General features: G+C 42.4%; 18 protein-coding genes and 1 other RNA gene. 3 read left to right on the top strand and 16 right to left on the bottom strand.

Translation table 11 applies throughout. The features are described 5' to 3' along the window. Positions 1-153 precede the first annotated feature (153 nt). The 13 genes from msrA to ACSR9O_RS12560 all read right to left on the bottom strand — a co-directional run bounded on the left by msrA (position 154) and on the right by ACSR9O_RS12560 (position 13044). Positions 154-675 carry a peptide-methionine (S)-S-oxide reductase MsrA gene (msrA, locus tag ACSR9O_RS12620; RefSeq protein WP_101223690.1) on the bottom strand — a complete coding sequence of 174 codons (522 nt, stop codon included), beginning with the start codon at positions 673-675 and terminating at the stop codon, positions 154-156. A 100-nt stretch (positions 676-775) separates the two neighbouring features. After that, positions 776-1384 carry a response regulator transcription factor gene (locus ACSR9O_RS12615; protein ID WP_101223691.1) on the bottom strand — a complete coding sequence of 203 codons (609 nt, stop codon included), beginning with the start codon at positions 1382-1384 and terminating at the stop codon, positions 776-778. 12 nt (positions 1385-1396) lie between these two features. Next, positions 1397-2518: a sensor histidine kinase gene (locus ACSR9O_RS12610; protein ID WP_101223692.1), complete on the bottom strand. Its 1122-nt coding sequence runs from the start codon at positions 2516-2518 to the stop codon at positions 1397-1399. Between the two features lie 94 nt (positions 2519-2612). Then, on the bottom strand, positions 2613-3665 hold the full coding sequence (desA, locus tag ACSR9O_RS12605; protein WP_230176177.1) for a Delta(5) desaturase DesA: 1053 nt from the start codon (positions 3663-3665) through the stop codon (positions 2613-2615). 291 nt (positions 3666-3956) lie between these two features. Next, the gene (locus ACSR9O_RS12600) at positions 3957-4664 is read right to left on the bottom strand and encodes a response regulator (protein ID WP_101223694.1); all 708 of its coding nucleotides are present in this window, start codon (positions 4662-4664) and stop codon (positions 3957-3959) included. Further along, positions 4661-6253, bottom strand: a complete 1593-nt coding sequence (locus tag ACSR9O_RS12595; RefSeq protein ID WP_230176176.1) for an ATP-binding protein — start codon at positions 6251-6253, stop codon at positions 4661-4663. The genes ACSR9O_RS12600 and ACSR9O_RS12595 overlap by 4 nt, the downstream gene beginning before the upstream one ends. A gap of 79 nt (positions 6254-6332) precedes the next feature. Continuing rightward, a complete protein-coding gene (locus tag ACSR9O_RS12590; RefSeq protein ID WP_230176175.1) occupies positions 6333-7859 on the bottom strand; it encodes a tripartite tricarboxylate transporter permease in 1527 nt (508 codons plus the stop codon). 18 nt (positions 7860-7877) lie between these two features. Further along, positions 7878-8333, bottom strand: coding sequence for a tripartite tricarboxylate transporter TctB family protein (locus tag ACSR9O_RS12585; RefSeq protein ID WP_101223697.1), 456 nt, complete (start codon positions 8331-8333; stop codon positions 7878-7880). Between the two features lie 57 nt (positions 8334-8390). Next, complete coding sequence (locus ACSR9O_RS12580) at positions 8391-9413, bottom strand: Bug family tripartite tricarboxylate transporter substrate binding protein (RefSeq protein ID WP_101223698.1); 1023 nt, start codon at positions 9411-9413, stop codon at positions 8391-8393. 310 nt (positions 9414-9723) lie between these two features. Beyond that, entirely contained in the window at positions 9724-10650 is a 927-nt protein-coding gene (locus tag ACSR9O_RS12575; protein WP_101223999.1) for an AEC family transporter, read from the bottom strand. Positions 10651-10808: 158 nt separating this feature from the next. Beyond that, complete coding sequence (locus ACSR9O_RS12570; RefSeq protein WP_101223699.1) at positions 10809-11681, bottom strand: LysR family transcriptional regulator; 873 nt, start codon at positions 11679-11681, stop codon at positions 10809-10811. A 148-nt stretch (positions 11682-11829) separates the two neighbouring features. After that, positions 11830-12627, bottom strand: a complete 798-nt coding sequence (gene fdhD / locus ACSR9O_RS12565) for a formate dehydrogenase accessory sulfurtransferase FdhD (protein WP_101223700.1) — start codon at positions 12625-12627, stop codon at positions 11830-11832. A gap of 54 nt (positions 12628-12681) precedes the next feature. Next, on the bottom strand, positions 12682-13044 hold the full coding sequence (locus ACSR9O_RS12560) for a Na-translocating system protein MpsC family protein (RefSeq protein ID WP_095390832.1): 363 nt from the start codon (positions 13042-13044) through the stop codon (positions 12682-12684). Between the two features lie 333 nt (positions 13045-13377). On the opposite strand from ACSR9O_RS12560, the gene fdhF reads away from it, so the two are divergent. The 3 genes from fdhF to ACSR9O_RS12545 all read left to right on the top strand — a co-directional run bounded on the left by fdhF (position 13378) and on the right by ACSR9O_RS12545 (position 17249). Continuing rightward, a complete protein-coding gene (gene fdhF / locus ACSR9O_RS12555; protein ID WP_101223701.1) occupies positions 13378-16317 on the top strand; it encodes a formate dehydrogenase subunit alpha in 2940 nt (979 codons plus the stop codon). A gap of 18 nt (positions 16318-16335) precedes the next feature. Further along, positions 16336-16812 carry a helical membrane plugin domain-containing protein gene (locus ACSR9O_RS12550; RefSeq protein WP_063595796.1) on the top strand — a complete coding sequence of 159 codons (477 nt, stop codon included), beginning with the start codon at positions 16336-16338 and terminating at the stop codon, positions 16810-16812. Between the two features lie 203 nt (positions 16813-17015). Further along, positions 17016-17249, top strand: coding sequence for a hypothetical protein (locus tag ACSR9O_RS12545; protein WP_491724472.1), 234 nt, complete (start codon positions 17016-17018; stop codon positions 17247-17249). Between the two features lie 83 nt (positions 17250-17332). Here the strand turns inward: ACSR9O_RS12545 and ACSR9O_RS12540 are convergent, their stop codons facing one another. The 3 genes from ACSR9O_RS12540 to smpB all read right to left on the bottom strand — a co-directional run bounded on the left by ACSR9O_RS12540 (position 17333) and on the right by smpB (position 19460). Further along, on the bottom strand, positions 17333-18307 hold the full coding sequence (locus tag ACSR9O_RS12540; protein WP_230176173.1) for a nuclease-related domain-containing protein: 975 nt from the start codon (positions 18305-18307) through the stop codon (positions 17333-17335). A 200-nt stretch (positions 18308-18507) separates the two neighbouring features. Continuing rightward, positions 18508-18869: a transfer-messenger RNA gene (gene ssrA, locus ACSR9O_RS12535) on the bottom strand. Positions 18870-18992: 123 nt separating this feature from the next. Next, positions 18993-19460 (bottom strand): SsrA-binding protein SmpB, encoded by a 468-nt coding sequence (smpB, locus tag ACSR9O_RS12530; RefSeq protein ID WP_101223703.1) that lies wholly within the window; start codon positions 19458-19460, stop codon positions 18993-18995. Between the last annotated feature and the right edge of the window lie 64 nt (positions 19461-19524).

Genomic DNA, 19524 nt, shown 5'->3' with positions numbered 1-19524 from the left:
ATCACCACCTACCCCTTAGTGTACTGAAGAAATATGAAAATATCATGAGAAATTGACCCCTGCGCATAAAAATCCGATGAAATAATGATTTAAATTTTTGTACCTTTAAAAGGCCAAAAAAAGAACCGGATGTGTAAGCACACCCGATCCATTTCATTCACCGTTCCAATGCTGGTCAATGAATTCATCACGTCCCGATTTCGCACGGTCCGCTTTATAATCATCTTTGTTTTTTTTATGATAGCCTTGATGGTATTCCTCGGCAGGATAAAAGGTTTGGGCCGGAAGGATTTCCGTTACGATTGGTTTCTGGAACTTCCCGCTGCCTGCTACCTTTTCTTTCGCTTCAAGAGCCAGTTTTTCTTGAGCTTCATCATGATAGAAGATGGCCGTCCGATATTGGCTTCCTCTGTCATGGAATTGACCGCCATCGTCGGTTGGATCGATTTGCTGCCAATATAGCTCCAGCAATCTTTCATAAGGAAATAACTGAGGATCGAAAGTGATTTCCACGACTTCATAATGCCCCGTAGTTCCCGTCTTCACTTCCTCGTAAGTCGGGTTTTCAACATGTCCTCCCGTATAACCGGATACGATTCCCCCAATCCCCGGTTGTTCTTCAAATGGTGTCACCATGCACCAAAAACAGCCTCCAGCAAATGTAGCCTTTTGCATAATGGTCATCCTCTCCGTATGTAATAAAAATTAATATACCATATTCAATTCTGACACTGCGCTTTTTTGATTTGCGAGGCCGCCATGGATTTACCTTTGATCAATCTTTTGACCAGCCCTTTTCCTTGAATCTTACAATCGCTTCAACGCGGTTGCTCACATCCAATTTATCAAGGATGACCGATATATAATTACGAACCGTTCCATTGGTCAGATAAAGCTGGCTTGCGATTTCCTTTGTGGTCTTACCATCCGCGATCAATTTGAGCACTTGGCACTCTCGTTCAGTCAAAGGGTTTTCTTCTTCGAAAGCCATATCCACCAGCTCAGGAGCATAAATGCGCCGACCATCCATGATGACACGGATAGAGTTCGCCAGTTCGTCACTTGGGCTATCCTTCAGAAGATATCCGCCTACCTCGGCCTTTCTGGCTCTTTCAAAATACCCAGGACGTGCAAAGGTGGTTAAAATGATGACCTTGCATTGGTGGCCTTGATCCTTGATCTCCTCCGCTACATCGAGCCCGGTTTTAACTGGCATTTCAATATCGGTTATGCAGATATCCGGCTTTAATTGATTGACGAGATTCATTGCTTCTTCCCCATTGCTCGCTTTTCCTACAACTTCCATATCACTTTCCAAATCAAGGATGGAACCTAACGCGCCAAGCAGCATCCGCTGATCTTCGGCAATTACGATTCGAATCAAGGTTAATCCCACCTATCCATTATTTTTTATAGCATTCGGAACCCTTATATAAAGTGTCGTTCCCTCTGTTGATTTAATATCCAGGCTGCCATTAACAAATTCTAGCCTTTCTTTCATTCCTTGAAGTCCATTGCCTTTAATATACTCTGATCTATGTGAAAGTCCCACTCCATTATCCTGTACTGTGATCGTCACCCCTGTTTGTAATTCTTCGATGACGATATTACAGCAGTCGGCACCGCTATGTTTGACGATATTGGTCACAGCTTCCTTCAAGCACATGCTCAAAACCGTTTCAACAAGCAATGGGGTTTCTTGCAATTCCGTGGTCCCTTCCAAATTGAATTCTATCTCTGCGGCTTTCAATATTTGCTTGACCCGGATGATTTCATCGCTTAGCTTGGACCCACGCATTTCCGACACCATTTCACGTACTTCCTTGAGTGCCGTCCTCGCCGTTTGACGGATATCCTTGATTTCCTTCTTGGCCGTCTCCGGATTCAAATCGATCAACTTCCCTGCAAGGTCACTTTTCAAGCCAATCAAAGACAGCTTTTGGCCAAGTGTATCATGTAAGTCACGGGCAATCCGCTGACGTTCTTCCATTTTGCCAAGCTCTGATATTCTTTTATGAGCGTCCTCCAATTGTTCTTCCAGCATGCCCCGTTTATTCCGATTATACGTGTTGAAAGGGAGCAGGATCACACCTACCACACAAATGAGCATAAAGGGAAATTGCGAAAAGAAGGTAGGGTCTTTCATGATGAAGCCAATATTGACAGACACGATGGTAGCCAATAGCTGGATTGAATATAATACGAAAAAGCCAACCTTATTTTGAACATTCCCAATAAAGAATGCTAAAAAAAGTGAAAAGTAAATGTAGCTGAAAAATATGGTCATCGATATCGAAATGATTATTTGTATCGCGGTCCATACGTATACGGGCCATCCCTTCGAAACGAATGAGAGACCATATGATATGAAAAACAATATGATCATGACGATTCCAAAGACTATCTCCAACATCGAAGAGGATTTGAAGATGAAATAAAAAGGAAGGATACAAAAAATGATCCAGACATAAGGGCTCAGCCCTGTGTTTTTCGGAAAGATATGATACCAACTTTGCATGGCGCCGCCTCTATTTCTTTTTATCCTAGTATATACTAAGGAGTTTCATCAAAAAACCATCCAATGGGAATCGAATGGTTTTTTGGTGAACAATTTATTTTTTTTGAAGACTTGGACGTTCATTATTGAGTTCAATTTTTGATTTTGTTTCATTTAGACGGTCCTTAATCTCTTTAAAACTGACAAACGTCTTGTTTTCGCCATCATAAAGGCGGAAGCGAAGTGATTTTAAACTTGAACTAAGGGTGATTGTCGTTGCCTGCTGCAAAGGCAGGGTGGATTCATGGACTTTTTCCAGATTATAGTTCGGCACTCTTGGACTAAGGTGATGCACGTGATGAAAACCGATATTACCAGTTACCCATTGCAAAACCTTTGGGAGTTTATAATAGGAACTTCCATCAATGGCAGCCTTCACGTAATCCCATTCAGATTCCTCTTCGAAATAAGAATCTTCGAACTGATGCTGTACATAAAACAGCCAGATGCCCAGTGATCCCGTTACAAAAAGCATCGGTACCTGAATCATCAGGAATGCCTGCCATCCGATAGCCAAGCATAAAAGACCATAAATTGCCACGATTGCAGCATTTGTCAAATACGTATTCATCCGTTCTTTCTTTTTAGCGCCCTTTTTATTCAGACGGTTCGATACAAGAAATAGATAAAATGGACCCAATCCAAACATGACGATCGGATTTCTATATAAACGGTAAGCAAGACGCCCCCAGAATGTAGCCGCGATATATTCATCAACGGTCATGATCCAAATATCCCCTGTACCGCGTTTGTTTAAATTACTGCTCGTTGCATGATGTATGGAGTGGCTATGCTTCCATTGTTCATACGGAAATAACGTAACGATTCCACTGATTGTACCCAGGATGCTATTCGCTTTCCTGCTTTTGAAAAACGATTGATGACAGCAATCATGGAAAATGATGAAAATCCTGACTACGAATCCTGAAGCAAGGACGGCAAATAAAAGGGTCAGCCAGTATGAAATGGTTAAGCTTTGATAAGCTAAAAACCATAACAGGAAAAATGGCGGAAATGTATTTATGAGCTGTTTCACGCTTGATTTAGTATTGGATTTTTCAAAAGGAGCAATATCTTTTCTCAATTGTTTTTGATTATGATTACTCATGATTTCCTCCTCATAATATATAGGAATGGAGTGTTTAAATGGATTGGTTATGCTTACTTCTCTTCTTTAAGTATAGTAATAATAACCGATTTTCTATAGTCATAAACGTCAATTCCCTGCCATGACACTTGTCATATACTTGTCTGCTTCAACACTTTTCATACTATTTTTTCCTCTTTCATCATTTTTACACTTCAAAAAAAACGATGAACTCCAATCAATCTGATTCCAAGAAAATGCCTGACGTTTTTTCGAGCAAATAAAAAAGGATCCGCCGCTTGGCGAACCCATTTATATCTTGATGGCATAAACCCTTTCAGGACGTCCTACCGTGCCATATGTTAAATCGGCATCAATTTTTTCCTCTGACATCAAGTGCTCCAGATAACGCCTTGCCGTTGTCCTGCTCACCCCGATCTCCTTTGCCACTATTTCGGCAGTTAACCCAGGGGAGGATTTCCCCAACACAACCATCACCTTCTCCAAAGTCATCCGATCAATCCCTTTTGGCAGTGAAGCCTGTTCCCTCTCTTTTTCTTTCATATCCTTTCGCAAAAGCTTATCAACCTGTTGCTGCGTTACGGGAAAATTGCCCTTTTCCAATTCAGACAGCTTAATGTGATACTCTTGATATCGGAGTAGGGACTGCTTGAAACGTTCAAATGCGACAGGCTTGATAATATAATCGAATATGCCGATTTTGATAGCTTCCTGGACTTTTTCGATTTCTTTAGCAGCCGTTATCATAATGACATCCATTTGTTTGCTTTGCTGCTTGATTTCTTTCAGGATATCGAGCCCATTCATATCCGGAAAATACATATCGAGCAGCAATAGATCCGGCTGCATGATTTCAATGAAGCTTTTAGCTTCGTCATAGCTTGAGGCGATCCCGATCGTTTGAAACCCCTCAAGCTTTTCGATGAATAGCTTTTGTATTTCGGCAATCCGCAGGTCATCTTCTACGATTAAAACTTCTATATCGCGATTGGCCATCATGAAATCACCTCTCTGTTTTTTGGCAGTGCTACAGTAAATATCGTATATTCCCCTTCTTTCGTCGAAAAAGTGATATACCCCCCTAATCCATCTATCGCTTCCTGAACAAGGCTCAAACCTATACCTGAATTGGTTTGATGGCTTTTCGTCGTAAAGCCGTTCTGGAAAATCAGTTCGGTAACATCTGAATTCATCCCTTTTCCATTATCTTCAACCTCTATGATTAACTCTTTACCCAAGTCCGTGACGAACAACGATACCCTTTTTTCTTCCCTATCGTTTTCCCGTACAGCTTCGAAGGCATTATTGATGAGGTTGCCGATGATCGTCACTAATAAATCTCGATCTATTTCGGACGGAATATCTTTAAAACTGCTTTCTCTATCAATTGTAAAATCAATTTTCAGCTCGCTCGCTAAACTTACCTTCCCTAAGATGAACCCAGCAATAATCGGATCAGGTATTTCCTTCATTAGAAAGTGGAGGAAGCCTTGGGTGACATCCACTTCCTTCGATATGAAATCCATCGCTTCTTTATATGAACCGAGTTGAATCAGTCCTAGCAGTGTATAGAGCCGATTCGAATATTCATGTGTCTGGGCCCTCAGCCCCTCTGCATATGCCTTTACATGTGACAGTTCCTGAAGGAGATTGGATAGTTCCGATTTATTTCTCAAACTTGCAACGGCACCGATAATTTCACCCTGTCCATCCAAAATGGGAATCCGGCTTGCCAAAAAAACTTCACCGTCAATCATGAATTCCTGATCATACTCGGCCCGTGCCGTGCTGACTACATCTAGCAAATGTGTATGCGTGATGACTTTTTCGATTTTTTGCCCGCGAAGCATGACGTCCTTAGGGATATGAAGGATTTTATGCGCCGTTTCATTGACGACCGTGATTTTTCCATGAACATCAATGGCAATGATGCCTTCATGAATGGATTCCAAAATGGCATGCTTCTCTTGAAACATCCAGGCGATCTCTTTCGGCTCCAGACCCAGTATCGCCTTTTTTATATTGAATGAAATGAAAAAGGCTACCAATAAACCGCCGATTAATATAAAAGAGATGATCCAGACGATCTTTCTTTGTATACTGGACAATTCTTTTTCAATATCGTCCTGAAGGTAGCCAACGGAGACGACACCAATGACCTTTTCATTGGCGATGATCGGGGATTTCCCCCTAATGGAAGGACCCAATGTCCCAGTGGACTCCGTGATGATGGATTTTCCATCCCACACCTCGGCGTTATCTCCCCCTACCATTTTCTTCCCGATCAAGTTTGGATCTGGATGGGACAGCCTTGTTTCACTCTCATCCCCTATTACTATGAATTCCGCATCGATCTGCCTGCGAATTTTTTCCGCGATGGGCTGGATGATTACAGAAGGATTGTCCGTTCTAAAAGCTTGTTTAATTTCAGGCAGCAAAGAAATGGTCTGGGCAACCGACAATGCTTTTTCCCCTGTTTCCTGCTTCAGGTTATTTTCCAGGATATTTATGAAAATAACTTCAAAGATTCCACCCATTAAGATGATTAACGTACAGATGCCCAGCATCAACTTGGTGTGTAAACGCATTCAATCACCTCTACTTACATCATATAAAAAAAAACCCCTTTAAAAAAGGAGTTTTTTCACAACATTCAGAAAATATCGGTTAACCTTCAATATTGATGACAACATCCTTCCCTCTCTTCTTGAGTAAAACCGGAATGAGCAGCCATAATGCCGTTACGACCAGGAATGTCAGCGAAAGCGGCCGAGTGAAAAACAAACTGTAATCACCATCGGATATCGTCAGTGCCCTGCGCATATTATTTTCTATCATCGGTCCTAAAACCAGTCCTAAGACCAACGGGGCGATTGGATAATCATTTTTACTTAAGAAATATCCCAAGATCCCACATCCTAGTAATAGCAATAAATCATAAGTCGATACTTGTACCGCATAAACGCCAAAAATGGAGATCGCGATAATGATTGGTATCAAATACTTCTTTGGCGTTTCAATGATTTTCGCAAAAACCTTAACGAGCGGGAGATTAAGGATGAGGAGCATCAGATTCCCGATGAACATACTGGCGATAAGTCCCCAGGCCACCTGGGGATGGTCTTCGAATAATAATGGACCTGGCTGAACATTGTACATCATCAACGCACCCATTAAAATCGCCGTTGTACCTGAACCCGGAATTCCCAGCGTCAATAATGGAATCATCGCTCCGCCAGAAGCCGCATTATTGGCCGTTTCAGGACCAGCCACTCCAGCGATTGCCCCCGTACCAAATCTCCCGGGTTTTTTTGATATCCGTTTTTCCATAAGGTATGAGAAGAAGGAAGCAAGAGTGGCCCCTGCACCTGGCAGGATTCCTACAAAGAAACCTAAGAGCGATCCCCTCGCAATCGGCCCTGCAGATTCCTTGAATTCTTCTTTTGAAGGAATCAAATTATTGATCTTTGCAATTTCCCCATCATCCTCGTCTTTTTCCAGGATTGTCTTGAATACTTCCCCAAGGGCGAATAGGCCTACTGCGATCGTCAGGAATTCGACCCCTTGATACAGCCAAGGAATGTCGAATGTAAAACGGGCGATCCCGGATACATTATCGATGCCTATCGTCCCGATCAACAAACCGCAAACCGTCATGATCAGTGCCTTGGTTACGGATTTTCCCGCGAGGCCGCTGACTGCCGCCAACCCTAGAAGCATGAGCGAAAAATACTCAGCTGGACCGAATTTAATGGCAATCGTCGATAATGGCTGAGCCAAGGCAATCATGGCGACAAGGGTGACAATCCCTCCGACGAAGGAACCGATTGCCGAAATCGATAAAGCACTCCCGGCTCTTCCCTTCTTGGCCATTTGGTAGCCATCCAGTGTGGTGACGACAGAAGAAGATTCACCAGGAGTATTCAATAGGATTGAAGTTGTCGATCCTCCATACATCGCTCCATAATAAACACCTGCAAGTAAAATGATGGCGCTTGTTGCCGCTTGCTCTGGGGGAAGTCCCCCTGTAATCGAAGCGGTTACCGGAATTAAAAGAGCCACACCGCTCATCGGCCCGATCCCCGGCAAAACGCCGACAGCCGTACCGATCAATACTCCGACAAATGCAAAAAGTATATTATACCAAGTTAGTGCCGTTTCAAAACCATGCATCAAATAATCAAAAGTGCCCACTTCACATCCCCCTCCCCTTTATGAAAACCAGATTGGCCAACCCGGCAGTGTTCCCTTTAAAACATTCACGAATAAATAATAGATGATTCCGGAAAATCCTGCGGATATGATGAGCGATGTCACCCATTTATTTCGCTCCATCGTTTGAAAGCAAACAAACAAAAACAGAAAGGTCGTAATGACATATCCTATCGTTTCCAATGTCAAAATATAAATCAAGGTGGAGAGCAGAATGATGATAAAAGGTTTATATTCCAGCTTTCCCTTACCCGATTCCTGTACATTGCTCCGAAATGCCTCATAAAACAGGCGAATACTTAAAACAGCAAGAACGAGTCCCAATACAAAAGGGAAAATGTCCGGTCCTACCGAACTTCCATAAGAAGAACTGGCCAGCTTTCTGCTTCCTATCATAAACAGCACTCCGACAGCCAGAAAGGCTACAGATGCAAAGCGATCAAATTTAACATCCATCACAATCCCTCCATTTCAGAAAATAAGAAGAAGGTGAAAGCACCCCCTTCTTCTCGATTATTTTTCCATGCCTAAGGCTTCCAATAATTGCTGCACCTGTTTCTCCTGTTCTTCTAAAAACTTGCTGAATTCTTCACTATTTTTATACTCTTGTTCCCATCCTTGAACTTCCACTTCCTTTTTCCATTCAGAAGTTTCAACTAGCTTCTCAATGGTTCCGTCCCAAAAGGCTTTCGCTTCACCAGACATATTCTGAGGTCCAAAAACGCCTCTCCAAATCGTGAATTCAGCATCAACACCCTGTTCCTTTGCCGTCGGTATGTCTTTTAGATCTCCACCTAAACGTTCCGTCGAGGTTACGGCCAACACTCTAATCTTTCCTGCCTTTAAAAATTCCCTGACACTGGATGCATCCGTTCCGATCACATCTGCATTTCCGCCAAGCAATGCCGTAATCGCTTCCCCTCCACCATCGTACGAAACGTATTTAAGTTCGGTGGGATTCAAGCCATATTCATATGCTGGAAGAATGGAAATCAAATGATCCATGGATCCCGGAGCCGATCCTCCTGCGAAGGTCAATTTACGCGGATCTTTTTTCACTGCTTCCAGCACTGATTTCAAATCCTTGAATTCAGAATCTGCCTTTACCACTATTGCCCCATAATCCTTTGTCAGCTGCGCCAAAGGAGTCGTATTTTTATATCCATAAGGACTGTTGCCTTCTTTTTTAAGGTTATTGATGATGACAGGCGGTGAATTCACGAACAGCATGTCATTGTTATCAGCTTGCTGTGTTGCATAATCCGCCATGAAGACAGCGCCCCCGCCACCGGGTTTGTTTTCGACGGTTAATGGCTGGTTAACCAGTTTTGTCTCACCCAAGACCTTTGTAAATGAACGGGCGGTTAAATCCCATCCCCCGCCTGCGCCCGATGGAGCAACGACCGTTATGGCTTTTTTCGGATAACCTGTACTTTCTTTCTTTTCTCCTGATGTACCCGAACTGCTGCATGCACCTAAACTTAAAGCTAACGAACCCGCCAATATGACCGCTGAAATCTTTTTACGAGAAAACATAATAATCCCCCTTTTTGAAAGCGTTTTCTTAATTCTACAAAAATATCTTCCTTTTATTTGATTGCCCAACTAAAATGCATAACTTCCATAACTTCCATATTGTTCATAAAGTTTTATAGCAGGAAAAGGGGGAAAAGACTGCTCCTTTTAGAGCAGTCCAAGTTTGTAGACAAAAGGGGTTCTATCTAAATAAAACAAAGTGATTGGAGTGGAAATTACGGTTCGGTTTTACAAACACTATAAACTGTAAACAAACTCGATTTTCATCGAGTTTGTTTACAGTTAGAGACTGCACTTTTGAGCAGCCCTGCTAGAATAGTATTTTTGATAGATATACGACCATCGTTACCGTTATGCTGCTGAATAAAGTCGACATCAAGACTGCCTGTGCCGCATACTCCGGATGGTTGTCATATTCCAAAGCGAATAATGCGCTGTTTCTTGATGTGGGAAATGAGCTTGCGATAAACAACCCTTGGGCGACAGTCCCTTCCAAACCCAGCATGAGGATGATCAGGAAGGCGATGGATGGCGAGAGTATTAAACGGCCAATCAAGCTAAGTATAAGCGGAAGCGGAAATTGCGTCATTTTCAAATAGGCACTCTGTGCACCCAATGTAATCAAGGCAATGGCTATGAAGGCACTCGCGATATTTTCAATCGGGGTCCATAAGAACAGCGGAATGTCGAAAGAAAAGGAATGTAATAGAAAACCGAGTAATAAAGCATAAATGACGGGGTTCTTCAAGAACTCGCGAATGGCGCCCTTCGCACTTTTTGTATGGACGGAAACGGAATTCATCAATCCATAGGTATAGGTCAACAGGTTTTGAAAGATGATCACGATGACTTGTATCGACAGCCCAAGAGGATTTCCGTGAAAAACCATCTGGCTGACGGGTAATCCGAAATTGGCTGAGTTATTCAGGACTACACTATTTTTAAACGTGGCCGAAAGGCTTTGATCAAACCTGGCAAGTTTAGCAATCACTGTACTCACGATGATGAGACTTACTGCTTGAAGAGCAAGGAAGCTGAATATCTGGAAGATCATCCCCCCGCCCATTTTACTTTGATAAATATTAATAAAGCTAATGGCCGGCATGAGCAGGAAGTGATTCAATTTAGACAGCGTATTCATATCCAACTTGAATTTACGATGCAGAATGGCCCCCGCCCCTATGAGGAAAAAGACCGGCACAATGACATTCAATACGATCAGAAACAGGACACTCACTTGACTTCCTCTCCATTCCTTAGGCAATACCTGATGATTTACATTTACATCTCCATTTATCATAATGCCGGGATAACCATAATTAAAATACCAATAAATTATCGTTATCCATTCAAAAAAGGAATGACAAAAAAGCACAGAGGTTTCTGCGCTTCCGGTTAAATGTCCCTCATGAAATCGACGCCTTTGACAAATTCGACAAACTCCTTGACCAGCTTTAATTCCAGCGACTTTTCATGATATAACATCCACGTATTCCTGATAAGGGGATTACCTTGCTTATCCTTAAGGTCCATTTGACGGAGATTTTGGTCCTTCTCCAATAAAACACTGGGAAGGATGCCATATCCCAGGCCATTCCTGACCATTTCTTTGCATGTATCACCTTTGTCCACTTCCATCCCCACCAAAGGAGGTCCGGAAAAATTGTCTCTCCACCAATTATCGATCATTGTTTTCAAAAGAGCATCTGTCCCATAATCGATCCTCGGCAAAAAAGGCAGGTTCCGGACTTCGATTTCTTCCTTGGAAGCAATGCAAATCGTTTCCTCAAAAAGATGATGCCTTGATCCTGACCATTGATAGTCCCCCCGAACGATTCCGACATGCACTTCCTCCTTGTAAATGAGGTTCAGCACTTCTTTACTCCATCCAGTTGTCACATGGAAATCCACTTTGGGATATCGCTCACGAAATAATTTCAGCAGGCCTGGCAATTTATGCAGCGTAATATAGTTGGAAACACCCAGCCGTAATGTTCCACTGATTTCCTGACCCATATTGAATGCCGTCTCTTTTATCTGCCGGAGCCTGATCAGCATCTCATCTGCACAGATGGCCAAATATTCCCCTTGAGGCGTGAATTGCACTCCCCTTGTTCCCCGCTCCACAATCTTTAGATTGAATTCCTTCTCTATTTGTTGAATCCGTTTCGTTAAAGAAGGTTGCGAGATATATAAACTTTGCGCCGTTTTAGTAATATTCTTGTGTTCATGCAACACCTTTAAAATATGCCAATCCCTTTCGTTCATAACCCTTCCCCCGATACGCATTTCCTTGAATGTTTTATCCAAACTGTACCACAAAAGGCCTGATCGATATATCCTTTTACAAGTACATAAAAAGCCCAAGCCATGTTGGCAAGGACTTTCCGATAAGTACCTTTTAAGCGAATGATGATCATTCATTCAATTGAATTCTTTCAGGGCATGTGTAGATATTCAGTGAATCATTACGAATGAATCCGACCGTGGTGATTCCCAATCCTTCAGCCAACTCCAAGGCCAATTCGGTTGGAGCCGATTTCGAGAGTATCAGCTCACAACCGATTTTCGCCACCTTCAAGAGAATTTCCGATGAAATCCGGCCGCTGAACACGATAGCTTTTCCTTCTATCGAAATACCATTTTTCAGGCAATAGCCGTATATTTTGTCCAATGCGTTATGCCGTCCGATGTCCATCCTGCTTAATACGAGGCCATCGACATCACATAAAGCGGCATTGTGGACTCCACCTGTGTTCTGGAAGGTGACGGCAGAATTTTGTAAATCCTTCATCAAGCGGAAGCAGTCATCAGGAGTCAGTTTCACCGAAATATGATCCATTTTCTTGGCAGTCAATGCATCATTCACAAAGACGAAACCTTGTCTGCTCATTCCGCAGCATGATGTAATATACCGCTTATTTTGAAAATCCTGGAAGTAAGGATTCACTTTATCTGTCTTCACATGAACAAAGCCTTCTTTTTCCTGGACCCAGATTTCTTTTATCTCATCATATTTTTTGATGATGCCTTCCGAAGCCAAATAACCAATCACCATATCCTCGATGTATTCGGGTGTACAAACCATCGTGACGAATTCCTGGCCATTTACTTTGACAGTAACGGGATACTCCGTTACAATCGCATCTTCCGTACGCTCAGTGTTACCTTTGGTTATCCGGATGATGTCCCTCTTGATTTCAATCGCTTTCATGTTCCCACTCCTTTTAATATCCAGGAGCCAATTGACCAATATGTAGGAACATGGTCAATGCCCGTTGAGTTTGTCCGCTATATTCTTATCAAAAACGAATACGGAAATCGCTATGTTCTCTTTGATTTTTATGTCTGAAAACAAATGAAGCAGTTTAGCTCCAACCAGTTCTTCCATTCCATCAGGAGGACTCTCCGAATACACATCCTGAACCATCTTGGTTCGTGCAGAATGGACCATGTCCCTTCCTTCCTCCGATCTTGATATGAACATTTCCGTAGGAGTCAAATTTCCATATAACGTAGAAACGGCCATATTTTCCACGAAAACCGTGTGTATGCGTTCTGGTCCTTTACCGAATAGTTCCTTGCGCAGCTTACGAATCATATCATTGAATTCATGGATAACTTTTGACACCGTTGCGTCACTCCAATTCAAGAAAATTAAGTTCTCAATTTTCTTATCATAAATCAACGCGAAGAAAAACGAAAGGAATTTGGGAATGATACCCTCTTTCCAGGATTGTTTCTTTTAATAATTAAAGGTATAATAACAATGATGAAAGTTGGGAGCATAATAGTGTACTGTTTTGTCCTATCTTTTTTAAAATTATCCATTATGGTATGGATTGGTATATTGGCAAGCTTTGCTATTAAACTATTCCACCATGACCTACATTTCCGTTCAGAGACGGAGGTGTAATCATGGTGGTTTTTTTGCGTCTTTTTGGCTATAAAAGGGGGAAATATAATGAGCGATTCAAACATCACCATCAAAATCAACGGGAAGGAATATACCACTAATGAGGGAGCGACAATATTGGAGGTCATCAACCAAAATGAGATGGCTCATCCACAGATCTGTTATGTTCCTGAAGTGGACCCGATCCAAACATGCGACACATGCATCGTCGAAGTTAATGGGAAACTCGTCCGGTCATGTTCGACAAAAGCAGTGAGCGGCATGGATATAGCCTTGGACTCAAGCAAGGCAAAAGAAGCCCAAACCGAGGCCATGGATCGTATCCTGGAAAACCATTCTTTATACTGTACTGTATGTGATAATAATAACGGAAATTGCAAACTGCATAACACGGCAGAATTAATGGAAATTGAACACCAAAAATATCCTTACACACCGAAAGTGAAATTGGATGCCGTCGATATGTCCCATCCATTTTACCGCTATGATGCCAATCAATGCATCGCATGCGGGCAATGTGTTGAAGTCTGCCAAAACCTTCAGGTCAACGAGACGCTGTCCATCGATTGGGAAGCAGAACGCCCACGGGTAATCTGGGATGAAGGAACGGAAATCAATAACTCATCTTGTGTAGGCTGCGGACAGTGTGTAACCATTTGTCCATGTAATGCATTAATGGAAAAATCGATGCTGGGCGAGGCCGGTTTCATGTCAGGTTTGAAAAACGATATGCTTGAACCAATGATAGACCTTGTCAAAGAAGTGGAGCCTGGATACAGCGGGATTTTTGCCATTTCGGAGATTGAAGCGGCAATGCGTGATACACGAACGAAGAAGACAAAAACGGTCTGTACGTTCTGTGGGGTAGGATGCACATTCGAAGTCTGGACAAAAGACCGTAAAATCCTTAAAGTCCAACCTACTCATGAAGCTCCCGTCAATGCGATATCCACATGTGTCAAAGGGAAATTCGGTTGGGACTTCGTAAACTCGGAAAAACGTTTGACAAAGCCCCTGATTCGGAAAAATGGAAGATTCGTTGAATCAAGCTGGGATGAAGCACTTGATTTGGTTGCATCCAGACTCGGTTCGATCAAACAGCAATACGGCGGAAATTCAGTAGGCTTCATTTCCTCTTCCAAGATCACGAATGAAGAAAACTATGTAATTCAAAAACTGGCACGGCAAATGTTCGAAACGAATAACGTGGACAATTGCTCTCGTTACTGTCAATCTCCGGCAACAGACGGACTGTTCCGTACAGTCGGCATGGGCGGAGATGCTGGTACGATCAAAGATATCGCCGCAGCAGGTCTTGTCATCATCGTTGGTGCCAACCCGGCAGAAGGCCATCCCGTACTCGCGACACGCGTTAAACGGGCTCACAAGCTTCACGGACAAAAACTGATCGTAGCTGACATCCGCAAAAACGAAATGGCAGAGCGTTCCGATATCCATATCAGTCCAAAACAAGGAACGGATCAAGTATGGTTGATGGCGGTTACAAAATATATGATCGATCAAGGCTGGCATGATCAAGAATTCATCAATGAAAATGTTAACTTCTTCGACGATTATAAAGAAGTACTTGAAAAATATACCCTGGAATATGCAGAAACACACACAGGTATTTCAAAAGAAACATTGATCCAAATAGCTGAAACCATTCGCGATGCAGACGGAACATGCATTCTTTGGGGAATGGGCGTTACACAAAACACTGGTGCTTCCGATACTTCGGCTGCAATTTCCAACCTGCTATTAGCTACAGGCAACTACCGTCGCCCAGGAGCGGGAGCTTATCCGCTTCGCGGCCATAACAATGTTCAGGGAGCTTGCGATATGGGCACCCTTCCAACATGGCTTCCGGGATATCAGCATGTTACCGATGACGTGGCACGTGCTAAATTCGAAAAAGCATATGGAGTGAAAATCGATGGCAAACCAGGCATGAACAATATTGAAATGCTTAAAGCGATAGAAAAAGGCGACATGAAGGCCATGTATCTTGTAGGTGAAGATATGGCACTTGTTGATGCAGATGCAAACCATGTTGATAAAGTGTTATCCGGATTGGATTTCTTTGTTGTCCAGGATATTTTCCTTTCAAGGACTGCCCAATATGCCGACGTGGTATTGCCCGGAGCTCCATCTCTTGAAAAAGACGGAACGTTCACCAATACGGAGCGCCGTGTACAGCGCTTATATAAAGCCCTTCCCACTATGGGAGATTCTAAGGCAGACTGGGAAATCACTCAGGAGATCGCAAACCGCTTAGGTGCAAATTGGAACTACACACATCCTGGTGAAATCTATGATGAAATGGCAAGCCTGTCACCGATATTCAGCCAAGCGAATTACGAGGTGCTGGAAGGATGGAATAGCTTCCTATGGGGAAGCCATGATGGATCAAGCACGCCGCTTCTTTATGTGGATGGCTTCAACTTCCCTGATAAGAAAGCGCGCTTTGCACTGGCTGACTGGGTGGAGCCGCATAAATTCCCGAAAGAATATGACCTTCATATCAATAATGGACGCATGCTGGAGCATTTCCATGAAGGCAATATGACGAACAAATCCAATGGAATCCAATCGAAGGTACCTGATATTTTCGTTGAGGTTTCACCAGAACTTGCCAAAGAACGTAAAGTCAGTGATGGCGGACTCGTTCGCTTAGTGTCTCCATTCGGGGCCGTTAAGTTAAAAGCCCTGATCACAGACCGCGTTAAAAATAATGAGCTATTTTTACCGATGAACTCCGTTGATAAAGACTCTGCCATTAACTTTCTGACCGGTCCTATCTATGATCAACGCACAAGCACGCCTGCTTACAAGCAGACGATGGTCCGCATGGAAGTATTAAGCGCAAGCGGGGATATCCCATTACCAGGTACCAATCCACGGAACAAAAAACGCCATCCTCAAAATGGTGTCGAGGTTGAACGTAAGTGGGCACGTCCAGGGTATGTTCACTTAACGGATAAATAAACAAGGAGGGTGAAGATCATGGCAGCTCCTATTACGGAAATCCATAATCCCATTACTGAGGAAGAAATAAAGCTTCAAAAACTGGAGGAACTGAAAACGCTGATCACCGATAATGAAGATGCCTTGAACAATATGTTTAAAATCGTCAATGAACTGAATGACTCAGGAGTATTCGAAGCCGCGACCTCCATGCTTCAAGGAAAAGAACAAATTGCCAAAATCGCTCTTCAACAAATCACAAGACAACCTGTCACAAACCTGATCAATACCCTTATGGGGGCAACAGGAGCCTTGATGAATGCCGATGCCGCACAATCCACGAAACTGCTTAACAGTGCACTTGCAGGAATCGATGAAGGAAACAAGTTCCTTCAGGCCGATAAAAAGATCGGCGTTTTGGATTTAATGAAAACATTGAATGATCCAGACATAAACCGGGCGATCGGCTTTGGCGTCCACTTCCTTAAGGGGATGGGCAAGGAATTAAAAGAATAGACTCGGAACAAAGACTCAAGAGAAGCTTCTTTTGAGTCTTTGTTCTATCATTGGGCTTAGTTGCTGAAAACTGCTGAAAGTGTAGCGTATTGGATAAGATTAGCATTGGAGTGGATGATTTAATGAATCAAGAAGAATAAATCAAGGAATTAGAATACGAATTGTTTTTATTGAAGCATGCATTTTTTAAATTACATGATAGTATGGCCCCGAATTTAAAGTCTAGGTATTATGAGTTATTATCACATGGCTTTACAGAGCAAGAGGTTAGTGAGTTAGATAGATTTTTCATGTGGGTTTACGGCACAAAAAATTATCCCACAAAGGAAGAAATGAGAAAAAAAATGGCGGATATAAAAAATATGGAAATGGAAGAATTTGTAATAGATATTATTTTGGAGGATTTCCAAAATGTTGATGTAAATACAGAGAAATGATTTTTTATATTAAGGAATAGTGAAGAAACTATTCCTTTTTTTAAGGTAGTCTGGGTAATAATTAAGGCAAGATCACCCAGAAATCACTCATCAAAATACAGGCTGTACACCCTCCCCTTATTCGCACCACTGCTTGTCAGATTCAATGATTGCAAGATCCTCGTTGCACTGGATGAAGAGGAAATGTTTAAAAAGTTCCTCAACTGCCGATTCGTTATGGTCGAGCCTAATAGATAAAAATAATCTCGTAAAGCCGGGATATGTGCTTTTTTACTGGAGAGTTGGCATTGATTGCAAAGCCATGTGCCATGCCTTCTAAATAATTTATTGCCCTTACAATTCTCACAAATCACTCCTTTAATTAGGTCCTTTTCGGTAAGATTGTATCGTTCCAGAATGGAAAAGTCCGCATCGATGTGGTGTTTATTCATTACGCGAATTGATTTTTTCAAATCTTTCTCACTAAAACTGGATTCTGTTATGGAATGCTCCATTTGATTAATTTTAGCGGGAAGTGCATCGCGATGGATAACTTTATAGTGGAGTTCATGGTTTTCAAGAGCTGTACGGATGATTGTTTGGGGATTACTGATGACAATCAATGAAAGGATGGGCAGTGAGGGAAAACCGTTTTTCAAGAACCAATTGGTCAATTGTGATTCCTGGCGGCTGACTTGTATGATGGGATCTGGAAATGCCGTTTCTTTTCCTTCTATCGTTCGAATGAGCTGATTGAAATGCGGATCAAAATAGATCGCCCCTGCAATGTTCTTCACTTCAATGATAAGCGCATATTTCTTGGAGATTAATAAGGTATCCAGTTGAAAAAATCGGGATTGATCCTGAAGCCTTAAATCGTGGAAGATGAAATTGCTTTTCGGTTCAAGAAAGCTTAATGGAAAATCAATGGAACATTCCCCTTTATAGCCCGCTTCCCTTTTTTTGAGATCATTCATGATTAAGGGAACTTTAGGGTGATTCGGAGGAAGCCTGCACGCTAATGCACGTAATTTGCGGACGGCAAGAGGAACTTTTCGCTTTTTTACAATCAATTTCATCGCTCCAATCCTATTTTCTTCAAAAGGATTCTACAGCAAATGATGGAAATTGTACAGTTTATCTGCGAAATCGGGAATATATCTTCGAAATTGGAGATATATCAACGAAAAATCCTGATATATCTGCGAATTATACGATTTATCGATTTTTCGACAAAAACGACGAAAAAAACCAAATAAAAAACCACCAATATATGTATTGGTGGAGACGGTGGGAGTCGAACCCACGTCCAGACATAACGGCACTTAAGCTTCTACGAGTGTAGTCGATATATTCGCATTTCGCGAACTCATTAGCCTATCGACAGGCGGCAGAGCAGCTAGTCTGATTGGTCTCTTCCTTCATCCTCAGACGGTGGATTCCGGCGTATCCCACTTAGAGTGAGTCCCTTACCCTACCACGTGGGCCATGGAGGGAGGAACAGCTATCGACTGTTATTAAGCAGCGAAAGCTAGGTTGTTGTTTTGTTTGCCAGTTATAGGCGTTGACGTTTTAACGAGGCCGATCCCCTCGACTCGCAACTTAAGCTCGAACTATCCCTGTCGAATCCGTAACGTCCCCATGATATAAATGGAGCGTACGAGAGAAGAATAGTCAGCAAGTTGGCTGATATTCAATTGTCATCGGTACAGGATTAATTATAACAGATTGGCTCAAAAAATCAATTGTAAGGTCTTGGCAGTTCTACATCTTCTGTCGATCACGGAATGCACGTTCAATATCACGCTTCGCTTCCTTCTTCTTCAGGTCTTCACGCTTGTCATATTGCTTCTTCCCTTTACCCAGACCGATTAAAACCTTGGCAAAGCCATTTTTCAAATACATTTTCAACGGTACGATCGTGTAGCCTGTTTCCTTTGTTACACCGATCAGTTTACTGATCTCTTTCTTATGCAAAAGAAGCTTCCGTGTCCGCAACGGGTCATGGTTAAACTGGTTTCCCTGCTCATAAGGGCTTACATGCATATTATAAAGATAGATTTCTCCATTTTCTATTTTAGCGAAGGCATCCTTCAAATTCACTCGGGCCGCACGGATGGCCTTGATTTCGGTTCCCTTCAAAACGATTCCGGCTTCAAACGTTTGTTCAATAAAAAAATCATGATAAGCCTTTTTATTTTGTGCTAGTTGTTTACCTGAACCTTTTGGCATCTAACTCTCCCCTTTTTACATCCAATCGCGGCAAGAGGATGAAATGATCATCCCCCGCCTCAAT

This window comes from Peribacillus sp. B65 (genome assembly GCF_058513295.1).
The sequence above is the reverse complement of the archived record's forward strand: the minus strand, read 5'-3'. Positions and strand labels throughout refer to the sequence as shown.